This is a genomic window from Pseudomonas umsongensis (assembly GCF_002236105.1).
In the GTDB taxonomy this organism is placed as follows: Bacteria; Pseudomonadota; Gammaproteobacteria; order Pseudomonadales; family Pseudomonadaceae; genus Aquipseudomonas; species Aquipseudomonas umsongensis.
The window spans coordinates 846218-861719 of record NZ_NIWU01000001.1 but is presented as its reverse complement, the minus strand read 5'-3'; the positions used below and the strand labels follow the sequence as shown (position 1 = coordinate 861719).

Sequence of the window (15502 nt, the reverse complement as noted above, 5' to 3'; positions counted from 1 at the left end):
TGGGTCGAATCCGAAGAACCCGAGAGCTTACACCATCGTTCGGTTCGGGTCTTGCGATGAGGCTCATACCCTATAAAAGATCGCAGCCTGCGGCAGCTCCTACAGAGATCGGTGTAGGCGCTGCCGAAGGCTGCGATCTTTTGATCTCAAGAACAGGTTGACCAAGGAGAACGATCGTTCTACTGTAGTCACATGAACAAGATAACCAGCAACGACACACGCGACATCATTCTGGATGTCACCGAAAAGTTGATCTACAAAAGTGGCATTGCCGCCACGGGCATGGATCTCCTGGTGAAAACCGCCGGCGTCTCCAGAAAAAGTATCTATCGCTACTTCGCCAACAAGGAGGAGCTGACCGTCGCCGCCCTGCAACGCCGGGATGAACGCTGGATGCAGTGGTACAGAAGCGAAGTCGGACAGGCCCAAACGCCAGCCGAACGCCTGCTCAACCTGTTCACCGTACTCACGTCCTGGTTCGCCAGCGAAGGCTTTCGCGGCTGCGCATTCATCAACACCAGCGGTGAAACCGGCGATCCGCGAGACCCGGTTCGCCTGGTCGCCAGGGACCACAAACAGAAGCTGCTCGACTACGTGTGCGAGCTGTGTACCGAATATGGCGCTGAAGATCCGCAGACGCTGGCCAAACAGCTGCTGATCCTGATCGACGGAGCCATTACCGTCGCACTTGTCATGGGTGACCACAGGGCTGCCGATAATGCGCAATGCATGGCGCGGAAGTTATTGGGCCTGTAATAACTTGATCAAGACCGACAACTTGCTTGAACTTTAATTTAATAGGGAGACATGAAATGTCTAACGCCGAAGTTCGTCCGCCATTGCCGCCGTTCACCCGTGAATCGGCCATTGAAAAAGTTCGCCTGGCTGAAGATGGCTGGAACTCCCGCGACCCGGAACGCGTTTCGCTGGCCTACACCCTGGACACGAAATGGCGAAACCGCGCCGAGTTCGCCTACAACCGCGAAGAAGCCAAGGGCTTTCTGACGCGCAAATGGGCCAAGGAACTGGATTATCGCCTGATCAAGGAGCTTTGGGCGTTTACCGATAACCGCATCGCCGTGCGTTACGCCTATGAATGGCACGACGATTCGGGCAACTGGTTCCGCTCCTATGGCAACGAAAACTGGGAGTTCAACGAAGACGGCCTGATGGCGCGGCGCTTCGCCTGCATCAACGACATGCCGATCAAGGAAAGCGAGCGCAAGTTCCACTGGCCGCTGGGGCGTCGTCCTGACGACCATCCGAGCCTGTCGGACCTCGGCCTGTAACCCGGCACTGATCGTTCCCACGCTCTGCGTGGGAATGCAGCCCGGGACGCTCCGCGTCCCTGAAGCGGACGCGGAGCGTCCGGTGAGGCGTTCCCACGCAGAGCGTGGGAACGATCAGTCGTGTTCAGGCGACGGCTGATTGCGGCTTCACCAGCGCCTTGGCCTCCAACTCACGCACCAGCGGCAACACCCGCTTGCCGAAGTATTCGACTTCTTCCAGAAAGTGCAGGAACCCCGCCAGTACCAGGTCTACACCCACCGCTTTCAATGCGACGATGCGCTCGGCGATCTGTTGCGGCGTACCGATCAGGTTGGTCTTGAAGCCGTCGTTGTACTGCACCAGGTCCTCGAACGTCGACTTGGCCCAATTGCCTTCACCTTCGGGTGATGCCCTGCCCGCCTGTTTCGCCGCATCACCAAAGGCATTCACTGCCTGCGGATCGGCCTGGTCGATGATCTGCGCCAGCACCGCTCGCGCCTCTTCTTCGGTATCGCGGGCGATGACAAAGGCGTTTACGCCAACCTTCACCGAGTGATTGTTCGCCGCGGCCTTGGCGCGAATGTCGTCGACCTGGGCCTTGATGCCTTCCGGGGTATTGCCGTTGGTGAAGTACCAGTCCGACACCCGCGCTGCCATGTCCCGCGCCGCACGGGAACTGCCGCCCTGGAAGATCTCCGGCAGGCCGAGTGGCTTTGGCTTGAGGCTGTAGTTGTCAAAACGATAGAAATCGCCGCGAAAGGTGAAGTTGTCCTCGGTCCACACGCCTCTGAGCGAGCGAATGAACTCTTCGGAACGGCGATAGCGTTCGTCGTGCTCCAGCCAATGCTCGCCAATGGCCTGGAATTCGCCCTTGAACCATCCGCTGACGATATTGACCGCCACCCGGCCGTTGGTCAGTTGATCGATGGTCGCCAGTTGCTTGGCCGCCAGTGCCGGTTGCCATGGCCCCGGCAGGATCGCGGCGATGACTTTCAGTTTGTGGGTGGCGGCCAGCAATGCATGGCTGAAGGCGACGGACTCATGCTGGTATTCGGCGCCGTAACCGGCAGTGAAGCGAATCTGCGTGAGCGCATATTCGAACCCCGCCTCTTCGGCCAGTTGCGCCAGTTTGCGGTTGTAGTCGATGCCCCAGTGGGTCCGTTGCTCGATCTTGCTGACCACCAGCCCTCCGCTGACGTTCGGTACCCAGTAGGCGAATTTGACGGCTTGCTGACTCATTGGCGTGTCCTCGGGACATTGGGAATGTCCCAGGGGTAGAGCAGCAAGCGTGCCAGTGCCTGCAACGACTTCCCTGAACCGAACGAGATCCCCTTGTGGGAGCGAGCCTGCTCGCGAAGGCGGCTTGTCTGTCAACATCGATGTTGAGTCGGATGGCCCCTTCGCGAGCAGGCTCGCTCCCACAATGATTGAGCTGTGTCAGAAGCAATTTGCTGATGCACTGTTGATCCGGCAACAGTTGAGGACGTCATGGTATTAGCGCCGGCCAGTAAATCCACGCGTTAGCCTCCGGCATGGACTGTGCAATCGCTCCTTGCACAAACATCATTTTTTCTGCCCAGCCAAGGAGCTGTTTCCATGACCGAACACCAGGTAATCAACCCGCTGTCCATCGGCACTGACTACGAAGCGCTGGCCGCCCGGTATCGCCCGATTTTCCAGCGAATCGCCGAAGGTGCCCTCGAACGCGAGCAGTCGCGCACCCTGCCCCATGAGCCGATCCAATGGCTCAAGGACGCTGGCTTTGGCGCAGTGCGGGTGCCCGTTGAATACGGCGGTGGCGGCGCCTCGCTGCCGCAGCTGGTTGAGTTGTTGATCGAACTGGCCGAGGCTGACTCGAACATTCCGCAGGCATTGCGCGGTCACTTCGCCTTTGCCGAAGATCGCCTCAATTCCCCGCCTGGCGCGGCCCGGGACATCTGGTTCAAACGGTTTGTAGACGGTGACGTCGTCGGTTGCGCCTGGACCGAAATCGGCAACGTGGAGATTGGCGACGTCATCACCAAGGTGTCGCTCCATGGCGAGCAATGGCGGCTGAACGGCGAGAAGTTCTACAGCACCGGTAGCCTGTTTTCCGACTGGATCGATGTCTATGCCCAACGTAGCGATACCGGTGGCGACGTGATTGCCGCGGTGCGCACCCGCCAGCCTGGGATCGTGCAAAGCGACGACTGGGACGGGTTCGGCCAGCGCACCACGGGCAGCGGCACGTCGCGCTTTGTCGACGCCGAGGTGGACGCACAAAACATCATCGACTTCGCTACGCGCTTCAAGTACCAGACCGCGTTTTATCAGTTGGTGTTGCTGGCAACCCTGGCCGGGATCGGCCGTGCGGCGTTGCGCGATGTGTCCCGGCAGGTGCGCGAACGCCAACGCATCTACAGCCATGGCAATGCCCAGCGCGTCAGTGAGGATGCGCAGGTCCAGCAAGTGGTCGGCGATATTGCCGCGTGGGTGTATGCCGCCGAGGCCGCCACTTTGCGGGCGGCGCAGCCGGCACAACAGGCTTATCTGGCGCGGTTCGCCGGCGATGAACAATGGGAGCGTTCGGCAAACGTCGCAGCGGAAATCGAATCGGCGAAAGCACAGGTGGTGGTCACGGAGTTGATCCAGCGCGCGTCCACGCAGTTGTTCAATGCGCTGGGGGCTTCGGATATTCGCCAGGGCAAATCGCTGGATCGGCACTGGCGCAATGCGCGTACCGTGTCGTCGCACAATCCGGTGATCTACAAGTCGCGGATTGTCGGGGACTGGGAAATCAACCGGACCGAGCCGCCATTCGTGTGGCAGATCGGCAATGGGCCTGACCGTAAAATCTGAGCCCGATCCCCGTAGGAGCTGCCGCAGGCTGCGATCTTTTGATCTTGCCCCCTCAAAAACAAGATCAAAGATCGCAGCCTGCGGCAGCTCCTACAGGGGGTTGCGTCAGCGCGGTCGCAGCAAGAGTTGGATAAAGGTAAGATACCGGCCCTTCCCTGCAGCCCTTCGCTGCCCCCCGCCGATTAAGCCGATTCCATGCCTTTCGAACTCAGCGTTGACCTCACTACCCTGGCCATCCTGGCCATTGTCGCTTTCATTGCCGGTTTCATCGACGCCATCGCTGGAGGCGGCGGCTTGTTGACCACCCCGGCCTTGCTGACCGCTGGCCTGCCACCGCACCTGGTGCTGGGCACCAACAAACTCAGTTCGACCTTTGGCTCGGCCACGGCCAGCTTCACTTTTTACCGCCGCAAGTTGTTCCACCCCAGGCAGTGGACACACGCCATCGTCGGCACCCTGGTCGGAGCACTGACCGGTGCGGTAGTCGCTCATTACCTGCCGGCCGAATGGTTGAACAAGATGCTGCCGGTGATCGTGTTTGCCTGTGGCCTCTATCTTTTGTTCGGTGGCACGCCGAAAGCGCCGCTGGACAGCAACGCCCCGATCAGGAAAAAGTGGCAATCGACCCAAGGCTTCAGCCTTGGCTTCTACGATGGCGTGGCCGGTCCCGGTACTGGCGCGTTCTGGACCGTCAGCAGCCTGCTGATGTACCCGATCGATCTGGTGAAGGCCAGCGGCGTGGCACGCAGCATGAACTTCGTCAGCAACATTGCGGCCTTGTCGGTGTTCGTGTTTTCCGGGCAGGTGGACTGGATCATCGGCCTGAGCATGGGCCTGTCGGTAATGGTCGGGGCATTCTTCGGCGCCCGCACCGCCATCAGCGGTGGCGCGAAGTTCATTCGTCCGGTTTTCATCACCGTGGTATTGGGCCTGACCGTCCGGCTAGCCTGGCAACACTGGTTCAGCGTGGCCTAAGCGCCGCGCCACGTAGACGTCGATCAGGTAGCGGGCGATCGAACGTGACGCCGGCAACGGCGGTAGATCATGCACATTGAACCACTGGGCGTCTTCGATCTCGTCCTCCTGGCAGACGATCTCGCCACCGGCGTATTCGGCATGGAAGCCGAGCATCATCGAGTGCGGGAACGGCCAGCACTGGCTGCCCAGGTACTGGACGTTCTTCACTTCGATCTGCACTTCTTCACGCACTTCGCGAATCAGGCAATCCTCGGCCGATTCGCCAGGTTCGGCAAACCCTGCCAACGTGCTGTAGACCCCGGCGACGAAGCGCGGCGAGCGTGCCAGCAGCACCTCATCGCCACGCGTCACCAGCACGATCATGCTTGGGGAAATCCGTGGATAGCTGCGTAAATCACACGGCTGGCAATACATCGCCCGCTCACGCGGCACCTGGATCATGGCCTGGCCGCAGTTGCCGCAAAAACGGTGCTCTCGGGCCCAGGTGCCGATCTGCGCCGCGTAACCCAGGACCTTGAACACCGTGTGATCGCCTTCAAGCATGAACGCCCGCAAGCCTTTCCAGTTACAGCCCGGCACCTCGCTGTGGGCGCGCAACTCCAGCAGATAGACAGGTTCGCCATCCAGATGGCCAATGCCGTGCTCGGCGAGTATCGCCAGGTCCTGGCGCTTGAGCCATTCGCGGGGAAACAACGCGCCGTTGTCATCGAACAAAAAGCCTTCGGGGCTGCGCGCTACCGCCCAGCCGCCGGGCTGGTCGGTGTCCAGTACTGCCGTGGTCCAACGTGGAGTCATTTTTCAATCAATCCAGAAATTCGGGTTTCTGTTTGCTCATATGGGCGGCCATGGCCACGCGCAGATCGGTCGATTGCAGCATGGCGGCGTTCCAGGTGGCGACGTATTCCAGGCCGTCGTCGATGCGATGATCGCGCATATAGCTGATCATCTCCTTGGTGCCAGTAACGGCAATCGGCGACTTGCTCGCAATCTCGCGGGCAATGCCCATGACGCCGTCGAGCAGGCTGGCGGTATCGCTGTAGACGCGATTGACCAGGCCCATGCCTCGCGCTTCTTCGGCGCCGAAAATGCGACCAGTGTAAGCCAGTTCACGCAGCATGCCGTCCCCGATGATCCGCGGCAAGCGTTGCAGTGTACCGACGTCAGCGGCCATGCCGATATCGATTTCCTTGATCGAGAATTGCGCGTCTTCGGCGGCGTAGCGCATGTCACAGGCGGCAATCAGGTCGATGGCACCGCCCAGGCAATAACCCTGGATGGCCGCGAGCACCGGTTTGCGGCATTGGTCGACCGCATTGAAGGAAGCCTGCAGATCAAGGATCTTGCGGCGCAGCAAGCGCGCATTGCGTCCGACGTCCTTGCCCAGCTCATTGGCCACGCCAGCCAGCATCATCAGGTCAATGCCTGAGGAAAAATGCTTTCCGGCGCCACTGAGTACGACTACCCGAACTTCGTCGGTGTCGTCGATCCATTGGAAAATCTCGATGATTTCGGTCCAGAAGGCAGCATTCATCGCGTTGATCTTGTCCGGGCGATTGATCTGCACATGAGCGATTTTATCTACCAGTTCGACGCTGAACGCTGTGTACTCAGACATGCTAGTGATCCTTTACCGGGCAAAAAAGAAGCCTGAACTATAACAAGGCAGCAAGGCAGTGGTTCAGCCAAAAGCGGGACTTGCACGCGCACCATAACGGTGCGCGCGTAGCAAGACGTTACGCACATCCATGTGACCACCCCGTGAATTTCCAGGGCAAAAATTCAAAAAAAACTGCATTTCGTCGGTGCTTTCGCACCGGTATCAGGCACGTTCGTACCTAAACAACCGATTGTCGAACAATTTTGCCATCAGCACTTTACCGCTCTAAGTTCTGGCCTAGACTGATTTCCCCAAGGGCGACCGGTCAGTCAAAAAGTGGAAAAAAAGTCGAAACTTTTGCCACACGGGATCGGTCGAGTGAAAAGAAGGTGCGTTGCGACTGGTGCAATCCTTGCAATGGTTAATTCACCCATTTTGCTTCAGCGCATTTGGGGAGCGCTTGCTCGCCGAGGCATAGCGCTTTGCGCGTGGCCACACCCATTGGCCAGGTAACGATTTGCCAGACCCAAGAACTAGATCAACAACACGGGAGATTCATATGATTAGTGCGGCTTTGGATGTTCAGGGAGAGCTGGCTCATCAACAGATCGGCGAATCGAGCGCCGCGACTGCTCTAAGTGCCCAACCGATCAGCGTTAGCACTACGCGGACGCTGGTGCCGGTGGCCAGTCAGAATCCCAACAAGAAGAAAGTGTTGTTCGTCACCTCCGAAATTGCCGACCTGGTGAAAACCGGCGGCCTGGGAGACGTTTCCGCCGCGCTGCCACGGGCCATGGCGCATCTGCACGATGTACGTGTCCTGATCCCCGGTTATCCGCAGGTGATGCACAGTGAAAATCCGATTCACATTATCGGTGAACTCGGTGGGCACGCGGCGCTCCCGCCGTGCAAGATCGGGCGCATGGACATGCCTGATGGTCTGGTTATCTATGTGTTGATCTGCCCTGAGCTCTACGAGCGCGAAGGTTCGCCCTATGGCGCCAACAACGGCCGCGACTGGCCGGACAACCATATTCGTTTCGCCCGCCTGGGCCTGGCGGCCGCCGATATTGCCGCCAACCTCGCACAGATCCACTGGTGCCCGGACCTGGTGCACGCCCATGACTGGCCCGCCGGCCTGGCCCCTGCCTATATGCACTGGCGTGGGCAGCGCACGCCGACCCTGTTCACCATCCATAACCTGGCGTACCAGGGCGTGACGAGCCTGGGGTCTTGCCCCGAACTGGGCATTCCGCAGCACGCCTTGCAACAGGAAGGCATGGAGTTCTACGGCAAGATGTCGTTCCTCAAGGCTGGCATGGCCTATTCGAGCCACATCACCACAGTCAGCGCGACCTACGCCCAGGAAATCACCACCCCGGACTTCGGCTGCGGTCTCGACGGATTTCTCGCCGCCAAGACCCAGCAAGGCCTGCTCAGCGGCATTCCCAACGGCATCGACGAAAGCTGGGACTCGGCCACCGACCCGCACCTCTTTTGCCCCTTCAAAATCGGTGACTGGGACGGCAAGGCGGTCAACGCCGCCCACGTTCGCCAGTTGTTCGGCCTGCAAGACAGCAAAGGCCCGCTATTTGCCGTGGTCTCGCGCCTGGTTTACCAAAAAGGCCTGGACCTGACCGAAGCGGTCTCCGAATACATCGTCAAATCCGGCGGCCAGATCGCGATCATCGGTCGTGGCGAGCCGGAAGAAGAACAAGCCATGCGCGAACTGGCCCTGCGTTTTCCCGGGCAGATCGGTGTGCGCATCGGCTTCAACGAAACCGATGCCCGACGGATGTTTGCCGGTAGCGATTTCCTCCTGATGCCGTCGCGCTATGAACCTTGTGGCCTCAGCCAGATGTACGCCCAGCGTTTCGGCTCGTTGCCGGTGGCGCGCAATACCGGTGGCCTGGCAGACACCATCGAAGATGGCGTGACCGGCTTCCTGTTCAATGAATCCACGGTGGAAAGTTATCAGCAAGCCTTGAGCCGAGCGTTCAAGGTGTTCGCCTTCCCCGACCTGCTGAATGCCATGCGCTGCCGCGCCATGGCGGCACCGTTCAACTGGTGCAAGGCGGTCGAACCCTATGCCGAACTCTACGAGCAGCTTGTAGCCAAAGCCTTGGGGAAATCGCACAAACAGTAAGAGGCTCACGCAATGCCGTTACGGACCCTTGAGACCTGGCCCCACGGCGCAATCAAACTGGACCCGCAAAACACGCGATTCGCGTTGTGGGCACCCGATGCGTTCTACGTCAGTGTCGAACTGGAAAATGGACAGTCCTTGCCGTTGCTGCCTCAGGCCGACGGTTGGTTCGTGATCAACACCCGCTGCCCGGCGGGTACCCGATACCGCTACAACATCGATGGCGAACTGGAGGTGCCCGACCCGGCCTCCCGCGCCCAGGCCGGGGACATTGACCAGCACAGCGTGGTGGTCGACCCGTTGGCCTACGAGTGGCGGCACAGCACTTGGCTGGGACGTCCGTGGAATGAAGCGGTGATCTACGAGTTGCACGTCGGCGCCCTCGGCGGCTTTCTCGCCGTCGAGGAGCACCTGGCACATCTGGTGGAGCTTGGGGTCACCGCAATCGAGTTGATGCCGATCGCGCAATTTCCCGGCGAGCGCAATTGGGGCTACGACGGGGTGCTGCTCTATGCACCCCAGGCCTCCTATGGTTCTCCCGAACAACTCAAGCACCTGATCGACACCGCCCATGGCCTTGGCCTGGCGGTGATGCTCGATGTGGTCTACAACCACTTCGGGCCGGATGGCAATTACCTGCACCGCTACGCCAAGGGGTTCTTCCGCGAAGACCGGCACACGCCTTGGGGAGCGGCCATCGATTTTCGCCGGCGCGAGGTGCGCGACTTCTTCATCGACAACGCCTTGATGTGGTTGCTGGAGTACCGCTTTGACGGCTTGCGCCTGGACGCGGTGCATGCCATCGAAGACCCGGACTTTCTCCAGGAACTGGCCCAGCGGGTGCGCCAGCAAACCGATCCGTCGCGACATGTGTGGCTGGTGGTGGAAAATGAACATAACCAGGCCAGCCTGCTCGAACAGGGCTTCGACGCACAGTGGAACGATGACGGTCATAACGCCTTGCACGTGCTGCTGACCGGCGAGACCGATGCCTATTACGCCGACTATGCAAAAAATCCCACCGAACAGTTGGCCCGCTGCCTGAGCCAGGGCTTCGTGTTCCAGGGCCACCTCAACCGCCATGGCCAAGCGCGCGGCGAGCCCAGCGGGCATTTGCCACCCAGCGCGTTCGTGCTGTTTCTGCAGAATCACGACCAGATCGGCAACCGCGCCTTTGGCGAGCGCCTGCATCAACTGGCCCACCCCGACGCATTAAAAGCCGCGACGGCGCTGTTGCTGCTATCACCGATGATCCCCCTGATGTTCATGGGCGATGAGTTTGCCGCCGAACAACCGTTCCTGTTTTTCACCAGCCACCACGGCGAACTCGCACGCTTGGTGCGCGAAGGGCGGCGCAACGAATTTGCCGCGTTCAGCGCGTTTGCCGACCCGCATCAACGTGAACGGATTCCCGATCCCAACGCACCACAGACCTTCGAAGCGTCCCGCCCTACCCTCACGGTCAACGGGGCTTCGGCGATGCATGAGTTCTACCGCCAACTGCTGCAGATCCGCCATCGGCACATCGTCCCGCACTTGCCTGGGACCCGGGCGCGCAATGCCCAGGTGCTGGGTTTTGGCGCGGTCAGCGCGTCATGGTGCCTGGGCGATGGCAGTCAATTGCGCATCGACCTCAACCTCAGCGACACGCCGGTCCGCCATATGCCACAGGTGGACGCAAGCTTGCTGTTCGAACACCCGCCCGGGTCTGGCCAACGGCTGGACCAGGGCACCTTGCCCCCGTATTGCGCAATTGTCAGCCTCACGGCCGCGGCCCCTTTGCTACACCTTGATGGAGAGCGCCAATGAGTGATGCGCAACTGGAAATCCTTGCTAGCCGGGCTGGCCTGGCGGTCGACTGGATCGACGCCAACGGTCGTCCGCAAAAAGTCGCGCCTTCGGTTCTGCGCAACGTCCTCACGGGACTCGGCCACCCGGCCGGCAGCGCCCAGGAAATCGACGCCAGCCTGCTCGAACTGCAACAAGTACAACAGACCCGCCACCTGCCGCCTCTGATCACCGCCGATGTCGGCGTGGGACTTAACCTGGCGCACTTTTTTGAGCCGCTGACACCCTGCGAGATCCATCTTGAAGATGGCTCGAAACTCAGTCTCAAGCTGGATGCCGAAGCCGTTCTGCCGGGGCTGATCCCGGTCGGTTACCAACACGTCGAGATCGATGGACAAAGCTTTACCCTGGCCGTGGCTCCCGCCCGTTGCTACAGCGTAGCCGATGCGGTGGACAGCCCGATCCCGCGCGCCTGGGGCCTGAGCGTGCAACTGTATGCATTGCGCCGTGCCGGCGATGGCGGCTTTGGCGACACCCAGGCACTGGAAGACCTGGCCCGGGTGGCGGGCGAACGCGGCGCCGACGCACTGGCGATCAGTCCCTTGCATGCCATGTTTGCCAACGACACCCAGCGCTATAGCCCCTATTCGCCGTCAAGCCGTCTGTTTCTCAATAGCCTGTATTGCGCGCCGGGGGCGATTCTCGGTGAGCGCGCGATGCGCACCGCTATCGATGCCACCGGCCTGGCTGCCGAACTTCTGCGTTTGCAAGAACTGCCATTGATCGATTGGCCGGCCGCTGCCGAAGCCAAGCATCGCCTATTACAGGCGCTGTACGACGGATTCGTGCACGGCGAACATCCACTGCACGCCGACTTCAGCAGCTTTCGCCATGCCGGCGGTGAAGCGCTGGAAAATCATTGCCGCTTCGAGGCCATTCAAGAAACCCGTGCCGCCCGGGGCGAAAGCCTCGACTGGCGTGAGTGGCCGCCGCAGTGGCGCAACCCGCGCAGCGCTGCCCTGGCCGAATTCGCCGAAGAGAACGCTGGCCGCATCGGCTTCTTCGCCTTCTGCCAATGGTTGATCACCCGTTGCCTGGAGCGCGCGCAAGCCGCCGCCCGCAGCAGCGGCATGGGCATTGGCCTGATCGCCGACCTGGCCGTTGGTGCCGATGGCGGTGGCAGCCAGGCCTGGAGCCGCCAGGACGAATTGCTCGCTTCCCTCACCGTTGGCGCGCCACCGGACATTCTCAACCGCACCGGCCAGGGTTGGGGGATCTCCGCTTTCTCACCCGAAGGCCTGGTGCGCAACGGCTTTCGTGCGTTCATTGAAATGCTGCGCGCCAACTTCGCCCACGCCGGTGGCCTGCGGATCGACCATGTCATGGGCTTGCAACGGTTGTGGGTGATCCCCAATGGCGCATCGCCCGCTGATGGGGCTTACCTGTATTACCCGTTTGACGACTTGTTGCGCCTGCTGACCCTCGAGTCCCATCGCCACCAGGCCATCGTCCTCGGTGAAGACCTGGGCACGGTGCCGGACGGTCTGCGGGAAAAACTCAGCGCCCGTTCGATCCTCGGTATGCGAGTGTTGCTGTTCGAACAGGACAACACTCACTTCAAACCGATCCTCGACTGGCCGGACAACGCCCTCGCCACCACCAGTACCCACGACCTGCCCACCCTCAATGGCTGGTGGCATGGCCGCGATATCGACTGGAACGCCCGCCTCGGCCTGATCGATGCCAGTTCTGAAATCGAGTGGCGCCAGCATCGCGAGCGCGAACGCGAAGGCCTGCGCCGGACCTTGAGCCAAGACCCGCAGAACTTTCGCGAAGAGTCCCACGAAACCGATCAGGTCCTCGATGCCAGTGTGCGTTTCCTCGGCCACACCCGCGCGCCGTTGGTACTGCTGCCTCTGGAGGATGCACTGGGCATCGAACAGCAGGCCAACCTGCCCGGCACCATCGATACCCACCCCAACTGGTCCCGCCGTTTACCCGTCACCAGCGAAGCCTTGCTCGATGGCCCGGACGCCGCCAGACGCCTGGAACTGCTCGCCTGCGCGCGACTTCAGGCGGCCGAGCGTGACCAATGAACCCGGTCGCTATCGCGCCGCTACGGGCCACCCTGCGGCTGCAATTTCACAAAGGCTTTACTCTCGATGATGCCGTGCCGCTGGTGCCCTATTTCGCCCGCCTGGGCATCAGCCATGTCTACGCCTCGCCGCTGCTGAGCGCCCGCGCGGGCTCCATGCACGGCTACGACGTGGTGGACCCGACCACGGTCAACCCGGAACTGGGCGGTGAATCTGCGCTACGCCGCTTGGTCGCCGCGCTGCGTGAACAGGGCATGGGGTTGATCCTCGACATCGTCTCCAACCACATGGCAGTCGGCGGTAACGACAATCCCTGGTGGCTGGACTTGCTGGAGTGGGGTCGCCTGAGCCCGTACGGCGAGTTCTTCGATATCCAGTGGCACTCGCCCGACCCCTTGATGGAAGGCCAGTTGCTGTTGCCGTTCCTGGGCAGCGACTACGGCATCGCCTTGCAGGACGGCACCCTGGCATTGCGTTTCAATGCGCAGCGCGGCGCGTTTCATGTGGAGCATTACGATCATCACTTTCCGATATGCCCCAGTCATTACGGCGAGCTGCTCAAGACGGATGCCGAGCCGCTGAAATTGCTGGCGGACCGGTTCAACACCTTGAGCTATCAGACAGATGCCTACACCCTGGCGATTGCGTTAAAAGAAGCATTGCGCGAACTGGCCAGCGATCCCGCAATACTGCACGCCATCGAACAAAACCTGCAGGCCTACGATTCGCTGACCAGCGAAGGTTTTCAACGCCTGCATGACTTACTGGAGCGCCAGAGTTACCGCCTCGCCAGTTGGCGCACCGCCGCGGACGACATTAACTGGCGGCGGTTTTTCGATGTCAACGAGCTAGGCGGTTTGCGCGTCGAGCGCCCAGCAGTGTTCGAGGCGACCCACGCGAAGATCTTCCAGTTGGTGGAACAAGGACTGGTCGACGGGTTGCGCATCGACCATATAGACGGTCTCGCCGACCCACGGGGTTACTGTCGCAAACTGCGTCGGCGCGTCGACAGCCTGGCAGCGGGTCGACACCTGCCGATCTATGTGGAAAAGATCCTGGGCGAAGGCGAAACCCTGCACCGCGACTGGTCGGTGGATGGCACCACCGGCTACGAGTTCATGAACCAGTTGTCACTGCTGCAGCACGATCCCGCCGGTCAACCCATCTTGGGTGAGCTCTGGCACCGCTATAGCGGGCGCCCGGCTGACTTCCGCCAGGAAGCGCAACTGGCGCGCCAGCAGATTCTCAATGGCTCGCTGGCCGGGGATTTCGAAAGTGTCGCCCAGGCGTTGTTGCAAGTGGCCCGGGATGACCTGATGACCCGTGACCTGACGCTGGGGGCGATCCGTCGCGCGCTGCAGGAACTGATCGTGCATTTCTCGGTGTATCGCACCTACATCGGCGCTCTGGGCCGTTCGGCGCAGGACGAAGTGTTTTTCCAGCAAGCCATGGAAGGCGCCCGACAAACCCTTGGCGAAGCCGACTGGCCAGTGCTCGAGTGCCTGGCGGGGTGGCTGGGGGGCGAGAGCTGGCGAAAACGTCCGGCTGGCCGGCTGCGCAAACGGCTCAAGCATGCCTGCGTGCGCTTTCAGCAACTGACTTCACCTGCCGCCGCGAAGGCCGTGGAAGACACCGCGTTCTATCGTTCGGCGGTGTTGCTTTCGCGCAATGACGTCGGCTTCAGCACCGAGCAATTCAGTGCGCCTGTGGCCGATTTCCATGCTGCCTGTGCCCAGCGCCTGGCCGATTTCCCGGACAACCTGCTCGCCACCGCGACCCACGATCACAAGCGTGGCGAGGATACGCGCGCGCGCCTGTCCGTCTTGAGTGAACGCAGTCAATGGTACGTCGAACAGATCGGCCTCTGGCACGCCCTCGCCCGGCCCTTGCGCGACGATGAGCAGATGCCGTCAGCCGGCGATGAATTGATTCTCTATCAGGCACTGCTGGGCAGCTGGCCGCTGAACCTGCGCACCGACGACCCAGCGGCCTTGGAGGACTACGCCCAACGCATCAGCCAATGGCAACGCAAGGCCCTGCGCGAAGCCAAGCTGCAAAGCAGCTGGAGCGCACCCAATGAAGCGTATGAACAAGCCAGCGAAAACTTTACCCGGCGCCTGCTGCTGAGCCCGGAAGGTGATCTATTGCGCACCGCCCTGGGCAAGGCAGCCCGCACGATTGCCCTGCCTGGCGCCCTCAACGGATTGGCGCAAACCTTGCTGCGCATGACGGTACCGGGAGTACCGGACCTGTATCAGGGCAACGACTTCTGGGACTTCACGCTGGTCGATCCGGACAACCGCCGGCCAGTGGATTACGCCAGCCGCCAGCAGGCCTTGCAGCAGCCATTGGATCTGCCTGATCTGTTGGAGCACTGGCACGACGGGCGCATCAAGCAAGCCTTGATTGTGCGGACATTAACCACCCGTGCCGAGCACGCCGAGCTGTTTCGACGCGGGACTTACCAGCCCCTCGAAGTCATCGGCAGCCAGGCCAATCGGGTGCTGGGATTTGTCCGTGAATGGGAGGGTATCCGCGCCATCGTCATCGTGCCGATCCGTTGTTCGGCATTGCTGGAAAACAGTGCCGTGCCTCACGTGGACGCGCCGCAGTGGGGCGATACCCGGATCAGCTTGCCGTTCACAATCGCCGACGAAAATCTGAAGGGACTTTTTTCAAGCGTCGCAGTCACAAAACACAGGGAGCTGATGATCAGCGCCGCGCTGGGGGATTTCCCGGTCAATCTCTTTATCCAGGCTACAAACATTTGAGTTCAGTTCAGGAGCAATG

The 15502-nt window shown here is 61.0% G+C and carries 11 protein-coding genes; 8 read left to right on the top strand and 3 right to left on the bottom strand.

The window, feature by feature from the left end; genetic code table 11:
• Positions 1-192 precede the first annotated feature (192 nt).
• On the top strand, positions 193-756 hold the full coding sequence (locus PSUM_RS03855; protein WP_083349013.1) for a TetR/AcrR family transcriptional regulator: 564 nt from the start codon (positions 193-195) through the stop codon (positions 754-756).
• Positions 757-812: 56 nt separating this feature from the next.
• Positions 813-1289, top strand: a complete 477-nt coding sequence (locus tag PSUM_RS03850) for a nuclear transport factor 2 family protein (RefSeq protein WP_020799197.1) — start codon at positions 813-815, stop codon at positions 1287-1289.
• 124 nt (positions 1290-1413) lie between these two features.
• Here PSUM_RS03850 and sfnG read toward each other — a convergent pair whose 3' ends face one another.
• Positions 1414-2508, bottom strand: a complete 1095-nt coding sequence (gene sfnG, locus PSUM_RS03840) for a dimethylsulfone monooxygenase SfnG (RefSeq protein ID WP_083349012.1) — start codon at positions 2506-2508, stop codon at positions 1414-1416.
• A 357-nt stretch (positions 2509-2865) separates the two neighbouring features.
• Between sfnG and PSUM_RS03835 the strand changes: the two genes are divergently transcribed.
• Both PSUM_RS03835 and PSUM_RS03830 read left to right on the top strand, forming a co-directional pair.
• The gene (locus PSUM_RS03835) at positions 2866-4107 is read left to right on the top strand and encodes an acyl-CoA dehydrogenase family protein (protein ID WP_033045418.1); all 1242 of its coding nucleotides are present in this window, start codon (positions 2866-2868) and stop codon (positions 4105-4107) included.
• Positions 4108-4302: 195 nt separating this feature from the next.
• Positions 4303-5082 (top strand): TSUP family transporter, encoded by a 780-nt coding sequence (locus PSUM_RS03830; RefSeq protein WP_020799193.1) that lies wholly within the window; start codon positions 4303-4305, stop codon positions 5080-5082.
• Here PSUM_RS03830 and nudC read toward each other — a convergent pair.
• Both nudC and PSUM_RS03820 read right to left on the bottom strand, forming a co-directional pair.
• The gene (gene nudC, locus PSUM_RS03825) at positions 5050-5880 is read right to left on the bottom strand and encodes an NAD(+) diphosphatase (RefSeq protein WP_020799192.1); all 831 of its coding nucleotides are present in this window, start codon (positions 5878-5880) and stop codon (positions 5050-5052) included. The two genes, PSUM_RS03830 and nudC, sit on opposite strands and share 33 nt — an antisense overlap.
• A 7-nt stretch (positions 5881-5887) precedes the next feature.
• Entirely contained in the window at positions 5888-6700 is an 813-nt protein-coding gene (locus PSUM_RS03820; RefSeq protein WP_020799191.1) for a crotonase/enoyl-CoA hydratase family protein, read from the bottom strand.
• 541 nt (positions 6701-7241) lie between these two features.
• On the opposite strand from PSUM_RS03820, the gene glgA reads away from it, so the two are divergent.
• Genes glgA through PSUM_RS03800 form a run of 4 tightly spaced genes read left to right on the top strand, consistent with a single transcriptional unit; the run spans position 7242 to position 15483 of the window.
• Positions 7242-8828 carry a glycogen synthase GlgA gene (glgA, locus tag PSUM_RS03815; protein WP_083349011.1) on the top strand — a complete coding sequence of 529 codons (1587 nt, stop codon included), beginning with the start codon at positions 7242-7244 and terminating at the stop codon, positions 8826-8828.
• Between the two features lie 12 nt (positions 8829-8840).
• Positions 8841-10637 carry a malto-oligosyltrehalose trehalohydrolase gene (gene treZ, locus PSUM_RS03810; protein ID WP_083349010.1) on the top strand — a complete coding sequence of 599 codons (1797 nt, stop codon included), beginning with the start codon at positions 8841-8843 and terminating at the stop codon, positions 10635-10637.
• Positions 10634-12712, top strand: a complete 2079-nt coding sequence (gene malQ / locus PSUM_RS03805; RefSeq protein ID WP_020799188.1) for a 4-alpha-glucanotransferase — start codon at positions 10634-10636, stop codon at positions 12710-12712. Before treZ ends, malQ begins: the two co-directional genes overlap by 4 nt.
• Complete coding sequence (locus tag PSUM_RS03800) at positions 12709-15483, top strand: malto-oligosyltrehalose synthase (RefSeq protein WP_083349009.1); 2775 nt, start codon at positions 12709-12711, stop codon at positions 15481-15483. The genes malQ and PSUM_RS03800 overlap by 4 nt, the downstream gene beginning before the upstream one ends.
• Positions 15484-15502: the final 19 nt, after the last annotated feature.